This window comes from Serratia inhibens (genome assembly GCF_003591175.1).
Taxonomy (GTDB): Bacteria; Pseudomonadota; Gammaproteobacteria; order Enterobacterales; family Enterobacteriaceae; genus Serratia; species Serratia inhibens.
This window is the reverse complement of sequence record NZ_QYYG01000004.1, coordinates 81698-96652: the sequence shown is the minus strand read 5'-3', so window position 1 is coordinate 96652 and position 14955 is coordinate 81698. Positions and strand designations below refer to the sequence as shown.

General features: G+C 56.2%; 13 protein-coding genes, 4 tRNA genes and 1 other RNA gene. 13 read left to right on the top strand and 5 right to left on the bottom strand.

From position 1 onward, the window contains the following. Positions 1-13: 13 nt before the first annotated feature. The 7 genes from wecG to D4100_RS15025 all read left to right on the top strand — a co-directional run bounded on the left by wecG (position 14) and on the right by D4100_RS15025 (position 3318). Positions 14-754: a lipopolysaccharide N-acetylmannosaminouronosyltransferase gene (gene wecG / locus D4100_RS15055; protein ID WP_065505709.1), complete on the top strand. Its 741-nt coding sequence runs from the start codon at positions 14-16 to the stop codon at positions 752-754. Positions 755-1123: 369 nt separating this feature from the next. Next, positions 1124-2527 (top strand): bifunctional threonine/serine APC transporter ThrP, encoded by a 1404-nt coding sequence (gene thrP, locus D4100_RS15050; protein WP_065505710.1) that lies wholly within the window; start codon positions 1124-1126, stop codon positions 2525-2527. A gap of 135 nt (positions 2528-2662) precedes the next feature. After that, positions 2663-2739, top strand: a tRNA-Arg gene (locus D4100_RS15045). A gap of 59 nt (positions 2740-2798) precedes the next feature. Further along, positions 2799-2874: transfer RNA gene (locus tag D4100_RS15040), tRNA-His, on the top strand. 43 nt (positions 2875-2917) lie between these two features. Further along, positions 2918-3004, top strand: a tRNA-Leu gene (locus tag D4100_RS15035). 75 nt (positions 3005-3079) lie between these two features. Continuing rightward, a tRNA-Pro gene (locus D4100_RS15030) sits at positions 3080-3156 on the top strand. Between the two features lie 32 nt (positions 3157-3188). Further along, positions 3189-3318, top strand: a non-coding RNA gene (locus D4100_RS15025) — RtT sRNA. Between the two features lie 862 nt (positions 3319-4180). On the opposite strand, the gene hemY is transcribed toward D4100_RS15025, so the two are convergent. Genes hemY through hemC form a run of 4 tightly spaced genes read right to left on the bottom strand, consistent with a single transcriptional unit; the run spans position 4181 to position 8204 of the window. Then, complete coding sequence (gene hemY / locus D4100_RS15020; protein ID WP_006318331.1) at positions 4181-5374, bottom strand: protoheme IX biogenesis protein HemY; 1194 nt, start codon at positions 5372-5374, stop codon at positions 4181-4183. Between the two features lie 3 nt (positions 5375-5377). Next, a complete protein-coding gene (gene hemX, locus D4100_RS15015) occupies positions 5378-6502 on the bottom strand; it encodes a uroporphyrinogen-III C-methyltransferase (RefSeq protein WP_006318330.1) in 1125 nt (374 codons plus the stop codon). A 23-nt stretch (positions 6503-6525) separates the two neighbouring features. Continuing rightward, positions 6526-7266, bottom strand: a complete 741-nt coding sequence (hemD, locus tag D4100_RS15010) for a uroporphyrinogen-III synthase (RefSeq protein WP_006318329.1) — start codon at positions 7264-7266, stop codon at positions 6526-6528. Continuing rightward, positions 7263-8204 (bottom strand): hydroxymethylbilane synthase, encoded by a 942-nt coding sequence (gene hemC, locus D4100_RS15005; RefSeq protein ID WP_006318328.1) that lies wholly within the window; start codon positions 8202-8204, stop codon positions 7263-7265. The genes hemD and hemC overlap by 4 nt, the downstream gene beginning before the upstream one ends. A 315-nt stretch (positions 8205-8519) precedes the next feature. Here hemC and D4100_RS15000 point away from each other — a divergent pair, with 315 nt between their 5' ends. Then, on the top strand, positions 8520-11072 hold the full coding sequence (locus tag D4100_RS15000) for a class I adenylate cyclase (protein ID WP_006318321.1): 2553 nt from the start codon (positions 8520-8522) through the stop codon (positions 11070-11072). 35 nt (positions 11073-11107) lie between these two features. On the opposite strand, the gene cyaY is transcribed toward D4100_RS15000, so the two are convergent. Continuing rightward, positions 11108-11428 carry an iron donor protein CyaY gene (cyaY, locus tag D4100_RS14995; RefSeq protein WP_006318320.1) on the bottom strand — a complete coding sequence of 107 codons (321 nt, stop codon included), beginning with the start codon at positions 11426-11428 and terminating at the stop codon, positions 11108-11110. A 78-nt stretch (positions 11429-11506) separates the two neighbouring features. Between cyaY and lptM the strand changes: the two genes are divergently transcribed. The 5 genes from lptM (at position 11507) to yigB (ending at position 14935) form a co-directional block, all read left to right on the top strand. Then, positions 11507-11713, top strand: coding sequence for an LPS translocon maturation chaperone LptM (gene lptM / locus D4100_RS14990; protein WP_006318319.1), 207 nt, complete (start codon positions 11507-11509; stop codon positions 11711-11713). 72 nt (positions 11714-11785) lie between these two features. After that, complete coding sequence (gene dapF, locus D4100_RS14985) at positions 11786-12610, top strand: diaminopimelate epimerase (RefSeq protein WP_004950915.1); 825 nt, start codon at positions 11786-11788, stop codon at positions 12608-12610. Beyond that, positions 12607-13311: a DUF484 domain-containing protein gene (locus tag D4100_RS14980; protein ID WP_006318318.1), complete on the top strand. Its 705-nt coding sequence runs from the start codon at positions 12607-12609 to the stop codon at positions 13309-13311. The genes dapF and D4100_RS14980 overlap by 4 nt, the downstream gene beginning before the upstream one ends. Continuing rightward, positions 13308-14219, top strand: a complete 912-nt coding sequence (gene xerC, locus D4100_RS14975; RefSeq protein ID WP_006318317.1) for a tyrosine recombinase XerC — start codon at positions 13308-13310, stop codon at positions 14217-14219. The genes D4100_RS14980 and xerC overlap by 4 nt, the downstream gene beginning before the upstream one ends. Beyond that, the gene (gene yigB / locus D4100_RS14970; protein WP_006318316.1) at positions 14219-14935 is read left to right on the top strand and encodes a 5-amino-6-(5-phospho-D-ribitylamino)uracil phosphatase YigB; all 717 of its coding nucleotides are present in this window, start codon (positions 14219-14221) and stop codon (positions 14933-14935) included. Before xerC ends, yigB begins: the two co-directional genes overlap by 1 nt. The last annotated feature ends 20 nt before the right edge of the window (positions 14936-14955 follow it).

The window sequence follows — 14955 nt, the reverse complement described above, 5'->3', positions numbered from 1 at the left end:
GATAATAATAACGATGGAAGCAACTATTAGGGTTCCCAAATACGAGCTGCGCGGTTTCAGCCTTTGGGGATTTCGCGATATGGCGCAATGCATGGATTTTCTGTTTGACGGTGGTCAGGTAAAACAGGGCACGCTGGTGGCAATGAACGCAGAAAAGATACTGAAGGCGGAGGAAGATACCGCGCTGCATGCACTGCTGGACGAAGCGGAATACAAATATGCCGACGGTATCAGCATGGTGCGATCAATCCGCCGCAAATATCCGGGTGCTGAAGTGTCGCGCGTAGCGGGAGCCGATCTGTGGGAGGCGCTGATGCAGCGTGCCGGCCGAGAGGGGACACCGGTGTTCCTGATTGGTGGCCAACCTTCGGTACTGGCGGAAACCGAGCAGAAGTTGCGCAGCCAGTGGAATGTGAACCTGGTCGGCAGCCAGGATGGTTACTTCAAGCCTGAACAGCGCGATGCGCTGTTCGAACGTATCCGCGCCAGCGGCGCCGCTATAGTGACGGTTGCCATGGGATCGCCGAAACAGGAAATCCTGATGCGCGACTGCCGCAAGGTGCATCCGCAGGCATTGTATATGGGCGTAGGCGGGACCTACGACGTGTTCACCGGCCATGTGAAACGCGCGCCAAGGGTCTGGCAGAATCTTGGTCTGGAGTGGCTCTACCGGCTGCTCAGTCAACCCAGCCGGATTGGCCGCCAGCTGAAACTGCTGAAGTTTGTGGGTTACTACTACCGCGGCAAGATGTGATAAATACGTCGGGGTGTATTGTGCTGCCCTGGCGTATTCACTTGTTCAAATAACCTGCTTTATGACGCATTAGGCAGCACCTCTATAACCTCAGCCCCTAAGCCCTCCCTCATTTATTCCATAAAGTTTTAAGTTGCGGTTTGCTTATAGCGGCAAAATGCGAAACGATACCGTCCGGAAATTATCCCCAGCCGCTGGCGCCCGGAGCGGCAGCGCTGAACGACGTTTTTCTCGCCGTAAGATCGCCCCGAACATTCATTGATGTCAGCCAAAGCGGCGGGGGATGATTTACTCTATTTTAATTAAAAACAATAACGACCGGCAGCGGCCGGCATGCAAACACAATCAAAAAAACATCATTGAGGATCTATGGCACACAAAGAAAAACCGCAAGGACTGCACCGGGGGCTAGAGGCCCGGCATATTGAGCTGATTGCTCTGGGTGGCACCATTGGCGTCGGCCTGTTTATGGGGTCGGCCAGCACGCTGAAATGGGCGGGGCCGTCGGTATTGCTGGCCTATATCATTGCCGGGTTGTTCGTGTTCTTTATTATGCGCTCGATGGGCGAAATGCTGTTCCTGGAGCCGGTAGCGGGTTCTTTTGCCGTTTATGCGCATAAATACATGGGGCCGTATTTCGGTTATCTCACCGCCTGGGGCTATTGGTTCATGTGGATTGCCGTTGGCATCTCTGAAATCACCGCCATTGGGGTCTATGTCCAATTCTGGTTCCCGGAAATCCCGCAGTGGGTGCCGGCACTGATCGCCGTGGCGATGGTCGCTTTGGCCAACATGGCGGCGGTGCGTCTTTACGGTGAACTGGAGTTCTGGTTTGCCATGATTAAGGTGACCACCATCATCGTGATGATTCTGGTGGGATTGGGAGTGATCTTCTTTGGCTTTGGCAACGGCGGCGAGCCGATCGGTTTCGCCAATCTTACGCAACACGGCGGCTTCTTTGCCGGTGGTTGGAAGGGCTTCCTGTTCGCGCTGTGTATCGTTGTGGCGTCCTATCAGGGGGTTGAGCTGGTCGGCATTACCGCCGGTGAGGCCAAGAACCCGCAGGTCACGCTGAAACGCGCGATTAACAATATCCTGTGGCGCATTCTGATCTTCTATGTCGGCGCCATCTTTGTCATCGTCACTATTTTCCCGTGGAACGGTATTGGCACCAGCGGCAGCCCGTTCGTGCTGACCTTCGCCAAAATCGGTATTGTCGCCGCCGCCGGTATCATTAACTTCGTGGTGCTGACCGCGGCACTCTCCGGCTGCAACAGCGGTATGTACAGCGGTGGCCGCATGCTGTATGCCCTGGCCAAGAACCGCCAACTGCCCGCTTGGTTGACCAGGCTGTCCGCCAGCGGTGTGCCGGTGAACTGCATTGCCGTGACCATCGTCTGCCTGCTGATCGGCTCCGGGCTGAACTACCTCATTCCGAATCCGCAGCAGGTGTTTGTCTATGTCTACAGCGCCAGTGTGCTGCCCGGTATGGTGCCGTGGTTTGTGGTATTGATTAGCCAGCTGTATTTCCGTCGCGCCCATAAAGAAGCGATCAAAACCCACAGCTTCAAGTCAGTGATGTTCCCGTATGTGAACTATCTGACCATCGCTTTCCTGGTCTGTGTACTGATTGGCATGGGAATTAACCCCGATACGCGTATTTCTCTGCTGGTGGGGGCGATTTTCTTGGCGGGTGTCAGCCTGTGCTACTTTGCTTTCGGCATGCACAAGAAACATCATCCGGCTGAAAAACGGGCAGAAACGCAGCAATAACCGGTGAAAAGGGGCTACGGATAGCGCTTTTCAGCGTGGGAGTGAGCAAAGCGTAATCAAACGCAACATTTCTTCGAAAAAGCACTAGACAGGATTGGGTTAAATCCGTAGTATCCCCTCCCGCAACGGCGCTATGCGCCCGTAGCTCAGCTGGATAGAGCGCTGCCCTCCGGAGGCAGAGGTCTCAGGTTCGAATCCTGTCGGGCGCACCATTAAGTTTGTGTGCAAGAGCTGCGGTGGTAGTATTACCGCGTGAAGTTAAGAAGTAATGGTGGCTATAGCTCAGTTGGTAGAGCCCTGGATTGTGATTCCAGTTGTCGTGGGTTCGAGTCCCATTAGCCACCCCACTTCCTAAGAGAAGTGAAGAATTGTAAGCTGTTTTGTGACTGTGCGAAGGTGGCGGAATTGGTAGACGCGCTAGCTTCAGGTGTTAGTGTTCTTACGGACGTGAGGGTTCAAGTCCCTCTCTTCGCACCACACAAAATGTCTAATAAATATTAATATTTACATAGACATAAGCGATAAAATTCAGTAGTATCTGCAACAAGAAATCGGCGAGTAGCGCAGCTTGGTAGCGCAACTGGTTTGGGACCAGTGGGTCGGAGGTTCGAATCCTCTCTCGCCGACCACATTCAAGAAAACCCGCTTTTTAGCGGGTTTTTTTACATCTGTAGTTTATAGGATGAGGACCTCCGAAGGAGGTTTGAGTCGAGCGTAGCGAGACAACGTTGCTTTAGCAACGGCCCGCAGGGCAAGCATTGCAGATGCGCGTAATCCTCTCTCGCCGACCACTTTCAGAAAAGCCCGTTCAGCAATGAACGGGCTTTTCGCTTTCTGCAATCCGCACTTTATATTTCCCTCAGGTTTCCTCGCTGCCCTTGTCCTCCTTGTCCTCCTTGTCGGCGTGCTGTGGCTCGTCGTTGGGTTTCGGCGACATGGGCACTGCGCATTGTCGTCAGGTTGAGACATATAACATTATGATTTTGTTTGATAAAAATCACTTTGGCTTAAGTCGTCGTTTTAAGGCGACAGAGTTAGCAGCAGCAGACCAAGAGCATGGCGCGGGAGAACGAACCGCGCTATCGGTATGAAAATAATTAAATGTTTTATAATTCAATTGAATAGTGGGTTTTATGCAAAATCCGGCGAGCGTCTGCCTGAAGTTGGCACGCCACGTGCAATATCTATTCTGTAGATGCTCATTCCACCTCTTATGTTCGCCTTAGGCTTCATAAACCCTGGGAATGATGCAGAGCCGATTTAGGGTGCCTATTGTCCACCAGAACGATGACAGCGTTGTTTGCAACTGCTGACATCACACTCCGGGCATAACGTTGAGTGAGGCACCGCCCCTGTTGTCCTAGACCTGATTGCTTTTTATACACTTGCCACCGCGGCAAGTGTTTTTTTTTGCCTATCCCCTTCATACTTGAAGCTGTATCTGTGTTGGCTGCGTTTGCGCCCCCCAGTCACTTACCTGAGTAAGCTCCTGGGGATCCGCCTTGATTCAGCTCCAATTATTTTGGGTATATATAATTGCCATATTTGAAGCTGTATCTGTGTTGGCTGCGTTTGTATGCCCTGGCCAGAGAATAAAGCGGATAAAAAAGGCGCGCCCAGGGGGCGCGCCTTGAAAGACAATGCATTGTCGCGTTACTCGCCGTTATGCTTCAGCGTCAGCATCAGTCCTTCGCGTCGCATTTGAGCGGCCTCGTCCGAACGATGCAACTTATCCAGCACATCAGCCAGCCAGGCGTAGTCGTAGGCATCCGGACGCTGTTTCAGCGCTTCACGGAATGCGTCGGCGGCTTGCTGCCATTCACCGTGTTTCATCAACAACTGACCGAGCGTACTGTTCAGCAACGGTGTAGCGCCATGCTGTTTGACCTGCTGACGCAGCGCTTTTTCCAACTGTTCCGGATTGCCGGACTTCAGACGCGGGATCAACAACACCAGACGTTCGTCATACTGACGCTTCAGACTGTCGAGCACGATTTCCTGCGCCATTTCGTGGTCATTGCATTCGATCAGGTGCTCTACCATCGCAATTTGCAGCGGGACTTCATGGCGGGTTTTACGGCTCTGATCTTTCCACCAGCGCTTCAGGCCATCGCTGCCCTCGTCTGCCATCGCCTGGTTCATCAGGCCGATATAAGCCTGCTGTTGCAGCGCTTGCAGCTCATCTTCGGTGTGCAAATTGATTTTGCCCATCGACGGCAGAATTTCCAGCAGCGAGGCAAAGGCGCCGGTGCGCAGATAAGCCTGCTCTGCCAGACGCAAGACTTCGGGATGACGCGGTGCCTGGTTCAGCAGGCGATCGACGCCGTGACGCGCAGCATGGTTTTCCCCCTGCGCCAGTTGAATGCGCACGCGCGTGATATCTACCGGCAACTGATCGGTATCGGCGGCCTCGGCTGCGCGCTCCAGATACTGGTTGGTGCGGAAAGCATCACCGCGTTGCTGTGCGGCTTCGGCAGCCAGCAGATAGTTCACTACCGGTTGCTCGGCGTGGTCGGCATTGCGCGTCAGCAGTTTTTCAACCTGCTTGTAATCCCCTTCAGCCAGTTTGATCAGCGCGGCTTTGGTTTGTTTGCGCGCCCGGCTGCGTTTGCGGCCAAGGAACCAGCCGCGGGTGCGGGCGCCAGTGCGGAAGAGGCGGCGCAGGATCCATTCGATCGCCAGCAGCACGACAAAGAACAGGACTGCCATGATCACCAGGCCGGTGACGCTGGTTTCGACATTGTAGTTGTCGGTCTGGATCAGCACATAGCCCTGATGGCCGGCCAGCATCGGCCCGACCACCACGCTTGCGATCAGTACCAGGAACAGAAATAGCACGCGTAACATGGCTTATCCCTCCTGGTGAGCGGCAGGGGACTGGGTCAGCAGATTGCGTACCCGGGTCTGCATCAGTTTTTCCAGCAACGGCTGGCTTTTCAGCTGATCCGGCACGTCCATGGAGATCGACTGCTGGCTCAGGCTATCCAACTCTTCCAGAAAAGCTTTGGTGGCTGGATCTGTGGTATCGAAGTAGGCGCGTACCCAGGTGGAAATGGTTTCCAGCGACTGTTTGTACGTCTCATTCTGATGACGCGGGATCGCCTGTGCCGCCACCAGCAGGCGCGAACGAATATTTTCGCGCAGATAGATGTCCTGATTCGGTGCCAGCAGCGGTTCGGCGCTGGCATCGCGGCGGCGAACGGTAATAAAGTCGGCCATAAAGTTGTGCCAGCTTTTGCTCAGGTTCTGCCGCCATTCGCCAATCGAGCTGGAAAGCTCGCTGCTGTCTTGATCCATTGGCGCTTCATCGCTGTCGTTATCCGCCAGGCGCAGGTTGTCGACCTGGTTGGACAGCTGATTGGTTTTGAGAATGATACCGTCGAAATCGACCTGGGTCAGGGTGGACAACGTGCTGATGTCTTCGGTGATGGCGCGACGCACCTCGAGCAGGCTTGGGTCGTTCATGTCCGCCAGACTGGCGTCGGCGCTTTTCAACAGCGTCGCCGCACTGGTCACGTCCTGATCGCTCCAAAGTTTGCGCCCGGCCATTTTCACCAGGAAGTCGGCTTGCGCCAGCAGCCAGGTTTTGGCATCGCTGCCGGAGATGGTCGCGACCTTTTCCTGCAGTTCGTTAAGCTGCCGGGCCAGAGTGGCTTGTTCGCGGTCGGCTGCGTCCAGCGTTTTGCCCTGTTGCTGCAACAGACCTTCCAACGCGTTTCTTTCTTGCTGCTGGCTCTGTTTCAGCCCGTCAAGCTGCTGCTGCAAAGCTTGATTGGCGGCGATGAGCCGTTGTGCCTGCTGATGTGTGTGGTAATAACCGCCCGCACCCAGAGCGATAACCAGCACGATGGCGATCGCGCCGAGCACCGGACCGGTATTTTTCCCTTTGCGGCGGTCAGCATCTGGCTGCTGGGAGATCTCAACCGCTGGGGTTGGTTCTTCAACCGGGGCGGATGGGGTATTTTGTTCCGTCATAGTGGCACATCCCATAGTCAGGTTTATTGTAGCGCGCGGATTAGCGCGTCATTATCGGCTTTATCAGCTACCCGAATCGTGCTCCAGCCCAATTCCTGGGCAAGGGTAGCCAGACGTTCGCTCACTACTATCAGGCGGCAACGCAACAGCCACGAAGAACGATAGTAATCAGGAACTAAAGTATAGAGCTGTTGTAACATTTCACCGCTGGTGACGACCAGCGTATCAACACCGGCACGCTGCCAGTGGGCGCTTTGCTCACTGCCGTCATAGTGCACCGGGCTGCGTTGATAACATTCATAATAGCTGACGTTGGCGCCACGCTCGCTCAACTGATTGCCAAGTAACTCGCGCCCGCCGTTGCCGCGCAGTATCAGCGCTTGCTTGCCGTCCAGCTTCTGCAAGGCCGGCAGCAGCAGCAGCGTTTCACTGATCTCCTGCTCGCGCGGGTACTCCACCGGCAGGCTGCTGATGCGGTGCATCGCCAGCCCGGTTGCACGGCCAATAGCATAATAGGACAACCGAGCCGGCCATGTCAGCCCGGCGCGGCCAATAACCGAGTTGGCGTAATTCACCGAATGCTGCGACACGACAAACACCAGATCGCCATCATTAAGTTGTTGCAATGCCTGCGGCAGTTTAGGCAGATCGCTGCCGGGGGCGAAATCGATCAACGGGGCATGATAGGCAACCCGGCCGAGTGCGCGCAGGCGGCTCACCAGTTGTTCTCCAAAAGGAGAGGGGCGGGTTACCAGAATCGTCATGCCGGGGGATTTCCCTGATATACGTCGTGCAGAATATCACGCGCGCCGCGTGCCAGCAGTTCTTCCGCCAGCTCAACGCCCATTTGCTCGGCCAGGGCCGCCGGGCCGCGACGTTCGCCGCGCACCATCTGGCTGCCGTCCGGTGAGCCGACCAAGGCTCTCAGCCACAGGTTATCGCCTTCCAGCTCGGCATAGCTGCCGATCGGCACCTGACAACCGCCTTCCAGCCGCGTATTCATCGCCCGTTCAGCGCGCACGCGGATATCGGTTGCGGTGTGATTGAGCGGCGCGAGCAGCGCGCGGGTAGCGTCATCGTCGAGGCGGCATTCGATGCCCACCGCACCCTGACCGACAGCCGGCAGGCACTCTTCGGGGCTCAATGGGCTGCGGATACGTTGCTCCAGCCCAAGGCGTTTCAACCCGGCGACCGCCAGAATAATGGCGTCGTAATCGCCGTTATCCAGCTTGGCCAAGCGAGTGCCGACATTGCCGCGCAAATCGCGCACGATCAAATCCGGCCGGCGTTCGCGCAACTGACACTGACGGCGCAGGCTTGAGGTGCCAACCACGCTGCCCTGCGGCAACTGATCGAACGAGGCGAAACGATTGGAAACAAATGCGTCGCGCGGATCGTCACGCTCGCAAATGGTCACCAGACCCAGGCCGGCGGGAAAATCTATCGGGACGTCTTTCATCGAATGGACGGCGATATCGGCGCGGCCTTCCAGCAGCGCCAACTCAAGTTCTTTAACAAACAGGCCTTTACCGCCGACCTTCGCCAGCGGCGTATCCAGAATAATGTCGCCCTTTGTGACCATTGGCACCAGGTCAACCTGCAGGCCGGGGTGGCTGGCCATCAGACGCTGTTGCACATAATGTGCTTGCCAGAGAGCGAGTGGGCTTTGTCGGGTGGCAATTCGAATAATTTTGTCTAACATGCTTGTTACCGTTTTTATAATTCGCCATCCATCCTACCACTGAGTGTGAAAACTGTCAGTGCAAGAAGCCACAGGCGGAGAAAGGACAACGGAATCAACGGGACGTGTGATGTGTTTTGGGGCAGTTAACACTGTGGGTAAATCGTTTAGAGAAGCGCTACAATAATAGTGGAGCGTTACCTCCTTTACGGTCAATCAGCAAGGTGTTAAATTGATCACGTTTCCGACAATAAGTTGCCAAATATTCTTCCAATACAAACGGCGCTTATGGAATACGGGTTTTTTCTAAACACCGGGATAATCAGGCGAGACGTCTTGTACCTCTACATCGAGACACTGAAGCAGAGACTGGATGCGATCAACCAATTACGAGTCGATCGCGCCCTAGCGGCCATGAAGCCCGCGTTTCAACGGGTATACAGTCTGCTGCCTACCTTACTGCACCACCATCACCCACTGATGCCGGGCTATCTGAACGGTAACGTTCCCCACGGCGTTTGCCTCTACACGCCTGATGAAACCCAGCAAGATTACCTTAACGATTTAGAAGACAAATGGGGCAGCCCGTTTGACAAGCCGGCCAGCGGTGAACTGCCGATTACCGGTGTTTACTCGATGGGCAGCACTTCGTCGATTGGCCAAAGCTGCAGCTCGGATCTCGACATCTGGGTGTGCCATCAGTCCTGGCTGGATAACGAAGAGCGTAGCCGTCTGCAGGAAAAATGCAGCCTGCTGGAAAAATGGTCGGCGTCGATGGGCGTAGAAGTCAGCTTCTTCCTGATCGATGAAAACCGCTTCCGCCATAACGAGAGCGGTAGCCTGGGTGGCGAGAACTGCGGATCCACCCAACATATCCTGCTGCTGGATGAGTTTTACCGCACCGCGGTGCGCCTGGCCGGCAAACGTATTTTGTGGAACATGGTGCCGGGTGAAGAAGAAGCGCATTACGATGAATATGTGCTGTCGCTGTATTCACAAGGTGCGTTGACGCCGAACGAATGGCTGGATCTCGGCGGCCTGAGCACGCTGTCGGCGGAGGAGTATTTTGGCGCCAGCCTGTGGCAGTTGTACAAGAGCATCGATTCGCCTTACAAGGCCGTGCTGAAAACCTTGCTGCTGGAAGCCTATTCCTGGGAATACCCGAATACCCAACTGTTGGCGATGGACATTAAACACCGCCTGCATGAAGGCGAGATCGTCTGTTTCGGTCTCGACTCCTACTGCATGATGCTCGAACGCGTCACGCATTATCTGAACCAAATCAACGACACCACCCGCCTCGATCTCGTCCGTCGCTGTTTCTATCTGAAAGTCTGTGAAAAACTGTCGCGTGCTAACGCTTGCGTCGGTTGGCGGCGCGAAATCCTGAGCCAACTGGTCAGCGAGTGGGGATGGGACGAAGGGCGCTTGGCTATCCTGGATAACCGCGCCAACTGGAAGATCGAACGAGTACGTGAAGCGCACAACGAACTACTGGATGCGATGATGCAGAGCTATCGCAACCTGATCCGCTTCGCGCGCCGCAACAACCTCAGCGTCAGCGCCAGCCCGCAGGATATCGGTGTGCTCACCCGCAAGCTGTATGCGGCGTTTGAAGCCCTGCCCGGCAAGGTCACGCTGGTTAACCCGCAGATCTCGCCGGACCTGTCGGAAAACGACTTAACCTTTATTCATGTGCCGATTGGCCGTGCCAACCGCACCGGTTGGTATCTGTATAATCAGGCGCCGGCGATGGATTCCATCGTCAGCCACCAACCGCTGGAATATAACCGCTACCTGAACAAGCTGGTGGCCTGGGCCTATTTCAACGGCCTGCTGACACCGCAGACCCGCCTGCACATCAAGAGCGGCAACCTGTGCGACACGGCCAAACTGCAGGAACTGGTGGCGGATGTGTCGCATCATTTCCCGCTGCGCCTGGCGGCACCGACGCCAAAAGCCTTGTACAGCCCGTGTGAAATCCGCCATCTGGCGATTATCGTCAATCTGGAAAACGATCCGACCGCCGCCTTCCGCAATCAGGTGGTGCATTTCGATTTCCGCAAGCTCGACGTGTTCAGTTTCGGTCAGCAGCAGCAATGCCTGGTAGGCAGTATCGATCTGCTGTACCGCAACTCATGGAACGAAGTGCGTACCCTGCATTTCAGCGGTGAGCAATCGGTGCTGGAAGCGCTGAAGACCATTCTCGGTAAAATGCATCAGGACGCCGCGCCACCGGAATCGGTGGAGGTGTTCTGCTATAGCCAGCATTTGCGCGGTCTTATCCGCACACGCATTCAGCAACTGGTGTCGGAATGCATAGAGCTGCGGCTGTCCAGCACCCGCCTGGAGCCGGGCCGTTTCAAAGCGGTGCGCGTCGCCGGCCAGACCTGGGGCCTGTTCTTTGAGCGCCTGAGCGTGTCGGTGCAAAAGCTGGAGAACGCGGTGGAATTCTACGGCGCCATTTCCAACAACAAATTGCACGGTCTGTCGATCAAAGTGGAAACCGATCAGGTGCACTTGCCGCCGGTAGTGGATGGTTTCGCCAGTGAGGGGATCATTCAGTTCTTCTTCGAAGACACGTCGGACGATAAAGGCTTTAACATCTATATTCTGGATGAATCTAACCGGGTTGAGGTTTATCACCATTGTGAAGGCAGTAAAGAGGAACTGGTGCGCGACGTCAGCCGCTTCTACTCCTCTTCGCACGATCGCTTCACTTACGGTTCCAGTTTTATCAACTTCAACCTGCCGCAGTTTTACCAGATAGTACAGCTGGATGGCCGCACTCAGGTGATCCCGTTCCGCAGCAATGTCCTGTCGAGCCTGTGCGTTACCCTGGCCGATGGTGCCGCTCAGCCGCTGAAGCAGCAATTTCAGTTGCATTGATTCCGTAGGGCAAGCCCTACGGAATCAGCCGCTTATCAGGCAAAATGCACGTCTTCGCCGGCCTGTGCGCTGGCCGCTTCGCTGAGCAACGGGTAGAACCCGCGATCGCTGCGATCGCAGAACCAGGCGCCGTCTCGGTAGTTAAAGTGATAGCCGCCGGTTTTGGTTGCCAGCCACACCTGATGCAGCGGTTCCTGGCGGTTGATCACGATTTTGGTGCCATTTTCGAAGCTTAACGTCATTACGCCGCCGTTAGTTTCGTAATCTATGTCCGCATCGCCGTCAAAATCGTCCAGTGTCTCTTCGATATTAAGCATCAGTTGGTCAGCCAACTGGTGAAACTCACTGTCGTTCATAATCAATTCCTATTGCTTTTCATGATCCACCTGCGATTATAGAGATCTTGGACGCATGAATTACAGGCATTAATGCAAATGAAAAAACAACTACGCTATGCGCTGATGGCAGTGACGCTGGTCGGGCTCTCCGGCTGCGGTCTGAAAGGCCCGCTGTATTTCCCTCCGGCCGAACCTGGCAGCCAGAAATCGGCCACTCCGCCGGTACAAACGGGCGATCAGGTACAGAAAAATCAGCAGGAAACCTCTGTCTCTCAGCAAAAACCGTCGATGAGCGGCCAGTAACACCTGATTTGCGGTGGCGGGGCGTCGCCGCAAACCCAAGACGGATAGCGCGTCCAGATAGCGGAGTATGATATGCAGTTCTCCAAAATGCACGGTCTGGGCAACGACTTTATGGTGGTCGATGCCGTTACACAGAATGTCTATTTTTCACCTGAACTGATCCGCCGATTGGCCGATCGGCACTTGGGCGTTGGCTTTGACCAGATGCTGGTGGTAGAACCGCCTTACGATCCGGAACTTGATTTCCACTACCGCATATTCAACGCCGACGGCAGTGAAGTGGCGCAGTGCGGTAATGGCGCCCGCTGTTTCGCCCGCTTTGTGCGGCTGAAAGGGCTGACCAACAAACGCGACATCCGCGTCAGCACCCAAACCGGGCGCATGGTGCTTAGCGTCACCGACGACGATCTGGTGTGTGTGAATATGGGCGAACCGAATTTTGATCCTCAGGCGGTGCCGTTTCGCGCCACCAAAGAGGAAAGGACATACATCATGCGTGCGGCGGAACATACCGTGCTGTGCGGCGTGGTGTCGATGGGCAATCCACATTGTGTTTTACAGGTGGATGATGTAAAAACCGCCAAGGTAGAGCTGCTTGGACCGGTGCTGGAAGGGCATGAGCGTTTCCCGGAGCGGGCCAATATCGGTTTTATGCAAATCGTCAGTCGTGAACACATCAAGCTGCGGGTCTATGAACGCGGTGCCGGTGAAACGCAGGCCTGCGGCAGCGGAGCCTGTGCGGCAGTGGCCGTGGGGATTCAACAGGAATTGCTGTCAGAAGAGGTGCACGTAGAACTGCCGGGTGGCAGCCTGCATATTCGCTGGAAAGGGCCAGGCAATCCGCTGTTTATGACCGGTCCGGCAACCCATGTATATGACGGATTTATTCATCTATGAAGAGTGTTGAGGACCAGGCTGTCGCAGGCATTGAGCTTGACGACGACGCCGTAATGCAGTTTTTGCTGCAAAATCCGGATTTCTTTATCCGCAATGCGCGTTTGGTTGAACAGATGCGCGTCCCCCATCCCGTCCGCGGAACCGTGTCGCTGGTCGAGTGGCATTTGGCCCGCCAGCGCAACCATATTGGCCGGCTCGAAGAAGAGATCACCCTATTGATGGAGCAGGCCAGCGCCAACGAAACGCTGTTTGCCAGCTTGCTGCATCTGCAGGCCAATCTGGCCACCGCCGACAGCTTGCAGGACATGCTCAATCGCTTGCAGCGCTGGGCGCGTGGTTTCGGTCTGGCCGGCGCTAATATCCGTCTGTTTTCCGAAAGCTGGAAGATCGGCGCACCTTCCGACTTCACCCATCTTGCCCTGACGCGTTCGTCGTTTGAACCGCTGCGTATTCAGCGTTTGGGTGATCAGCAGCATTTTCTCGGTAGCCTGAATGGCCCCGAGCTGCTGCTGCTGTTGCCGCAGGCCAAGCTGGTTGGCTCGGTCGCGCTGTCTATGCTGGGCGAAGACGGCGAACTGGGCATGGTGATTTTCAGCAGCCGCGATACGCAACACTATCAGCAGGGCATGGGGACCGTGATGCTCAATCAGTTGGCGCGCATGCTGCCTGAACTGCTGGAACGCTGGATAGAACGAGCATGACTCCGGTAGCGGCCAGCCTGCAACAGCCGGTGGACGCTTTCCTGCGTTATCTGAAGGTTGAGCGTCAGCTCAGCCCGCTCACTCAGCTCAGCTATTCACGCCAACTGCAGGCGCTGATGGCGCTGGCTCAGGAGATGGGCGTGACCGAATGGCCGGCGCTGGACGCCGCCAAAGTCCGCATGCTGGCGGCGCGCAGCAAACGAGCGGGCCTGCAATCTTCCAGCCTTGCGCTGCGTTTGTCGGCGCTGCGCAGCTTTCTCGACTGGCAGGTCAGCCAGGGCGCGTTGATCGCCAATCCCGCCAAAGGCATCCGAACGCCGCGCAGCGGTCGTCATCTGCCGAAAAATATCGATGTCGATGAAATAAACCAGCTGTTGAATATCGATCTTAACGATCCGCTGGCGGTGCGCGATCGCGCCATGCTGGAGGTGATGTACGGTGCCGGGCTGCGCCTTTCGGAGCTGGTGGGGCTGGACTGCCGCCATGTTGATCTGGCCGCCGGCGAAATTTGGGTGCTGGGCAAGGGCAGCAAAGAACGCAAACTGCCGGTGGGCCGCACCGCCGTTACCTGGCTGGAACACTGGTTGGCGATGCGTGATCTGTTCGGCCCGACAGACGACGCGATGTTCCTGTCCAATCAGGGCAAACGCATCTCGACCCGCAACGTGCAAAAGCGTTTTGCCGAGTGGGGCGTCAAGCAGGGCGTTAACAGCCATATTCATCCGCACAAGCTGCGCCACTCGTTTGCGACCCATATGCTGGAGTCGAGCGGCGATCTGCGTGCAGTGCAGGAATTGCTCGGCCACGCCAATCTCACCACCACCCAAATCTATACCCACCTCGACTTTCAACATCTGGCGAACGTGTACGATGCTGCGCATCCGCGCGCCAAACGGGGGAAATCCTGATGCATTTTTATCGTCCGCTGCGCCCGCTGGCGGCGCTGACCTTCGATCTGGACGACACGCTGTACGACAACCGCCCGGTGATCAGGCAGACCGAGTTGCAGTCGGTAGCTTTTCTGCAGAATTATCATCCTGGGCTGAATCACTTTCAGTCGGCGGATTTTCACCGCCTGCGCCAGGAGCTGCGCGAGCAGGATCCGGAGATTTATCACGACGTCACCCAGTGGCGCTGGCGCGCCATTCATCTGGCGCTGAGCCGCCAGGGGCTGCGGGATGCCGAGGCTGCCCTCGGCGCCGACGCGGCGATGCAGAACTTTGCGCTGTGGCGCAGCCGCATCGAGGTACCGGAGGCGACTCACGCTACGTTGAAAGCGCTGGGGGAGCGTTTCCCGCTGGTGGCGATCACCAACGGCAATGCCGATCCGGCGCTGTGCGGGTTGGACGGTTACTTCCGGTTTGTGCTGCGTTCCGGGCCGGATGGCCGCGCCAAACCCTATCAGGACATGTACCGGTTGGCCGCGGAACGGTTAGGGGTTCCCGCCGAGCGCATTCTGCATGTTGGCGATGATTTGACCACCGACGTCGCCGGGGCGCTGCGCTCAGGCCTGCAGGCCTGCTGGATCAACGACCGCCAGCGCAACCTGATGCAGGTCGCGGACAGCCGTCTGCTGCCACATATTGAGATTTCGCAGTTGGCATCGCTGACAGCATTGTTATAATCCCTGCCAGAACTCTGTAT

Coding starts and splice junctions, on each gene's coding strand:
- wecG (WP_065505709.1), top strand. CDS start 14: ATGGAAGCAACTATTAGGGTTCCCAAATACGAGCTGCGCGGTTTCAGC.
- thrP (WP_065505710.1), top strand. CDS start 1,124: ATGGCACACAAAGAAAAACCGCAAGGACTGCACCGGGGGCTAGAGGCC.
- hemY (WP_006318331.1), bottom strand. CDS start 5,374: ATGTTACGCGTGCTATTTCTGTTCCTGGTACTGATCGCAAGCGTGGTG.
- hemX (WP_006318330.1), bottom strand. CDS start 6,502: ATGACGGAACAAAATACCCCATCCGCCCCGGTTGAAGAACCAACCCCA.
- hemD (WP_006318329.1), bottom strand. CDS start 7,266: ATGACGATTCTGGTAACCCGCCCCTCTCCTTTTGGAGAACAACTGGTG.
- hemC (WP_006318328.1), bottom strand. CDS start 8,204: ATGTTAGACAAAATTATTCGAATTGCCACCCGACAAAGCCCACTCGCT.
- cyaY (WP_006318320.1), bottom strand. CDS start 11,428: ATGAACGACAGTGAGTTTCACCAGTTGGCTGACCAACTGATGCTTAAT.
- lptM (WP_006318319.1), top strand. CDS start 11,507: ATGAAAAAACAACTACGCTATGCGCTGATGGCAGTGACGCTGGTCGGG.
- dapF (WP_004950915.1), top strand. CDS start 11,786: ATGCAGTTCTCCAAAATGCACGGTCTGGGCAACGACTTTATGGTGGTC.
- D4100_RS14980 (WP_006318318.1), top strand. CDS start 12,607: ATGAAGAGTGTTGAGGACCAGGCTGTCGCAGGCATTGAGCTTGACGAC.
- xerC (WP_006318317.1), top strand. CDS start 13,308: ATGACTCCGGTAGCGGCCAGCCTGCAACAGCCGGTGGACGCTTTCCTG.
- yigB (WP_006318316.1), top strand. CDS start 14,219: ATGCATTTTTATCGTCCGCTGCGCCCGCTGGCGGCGCTGACCTTCGAT.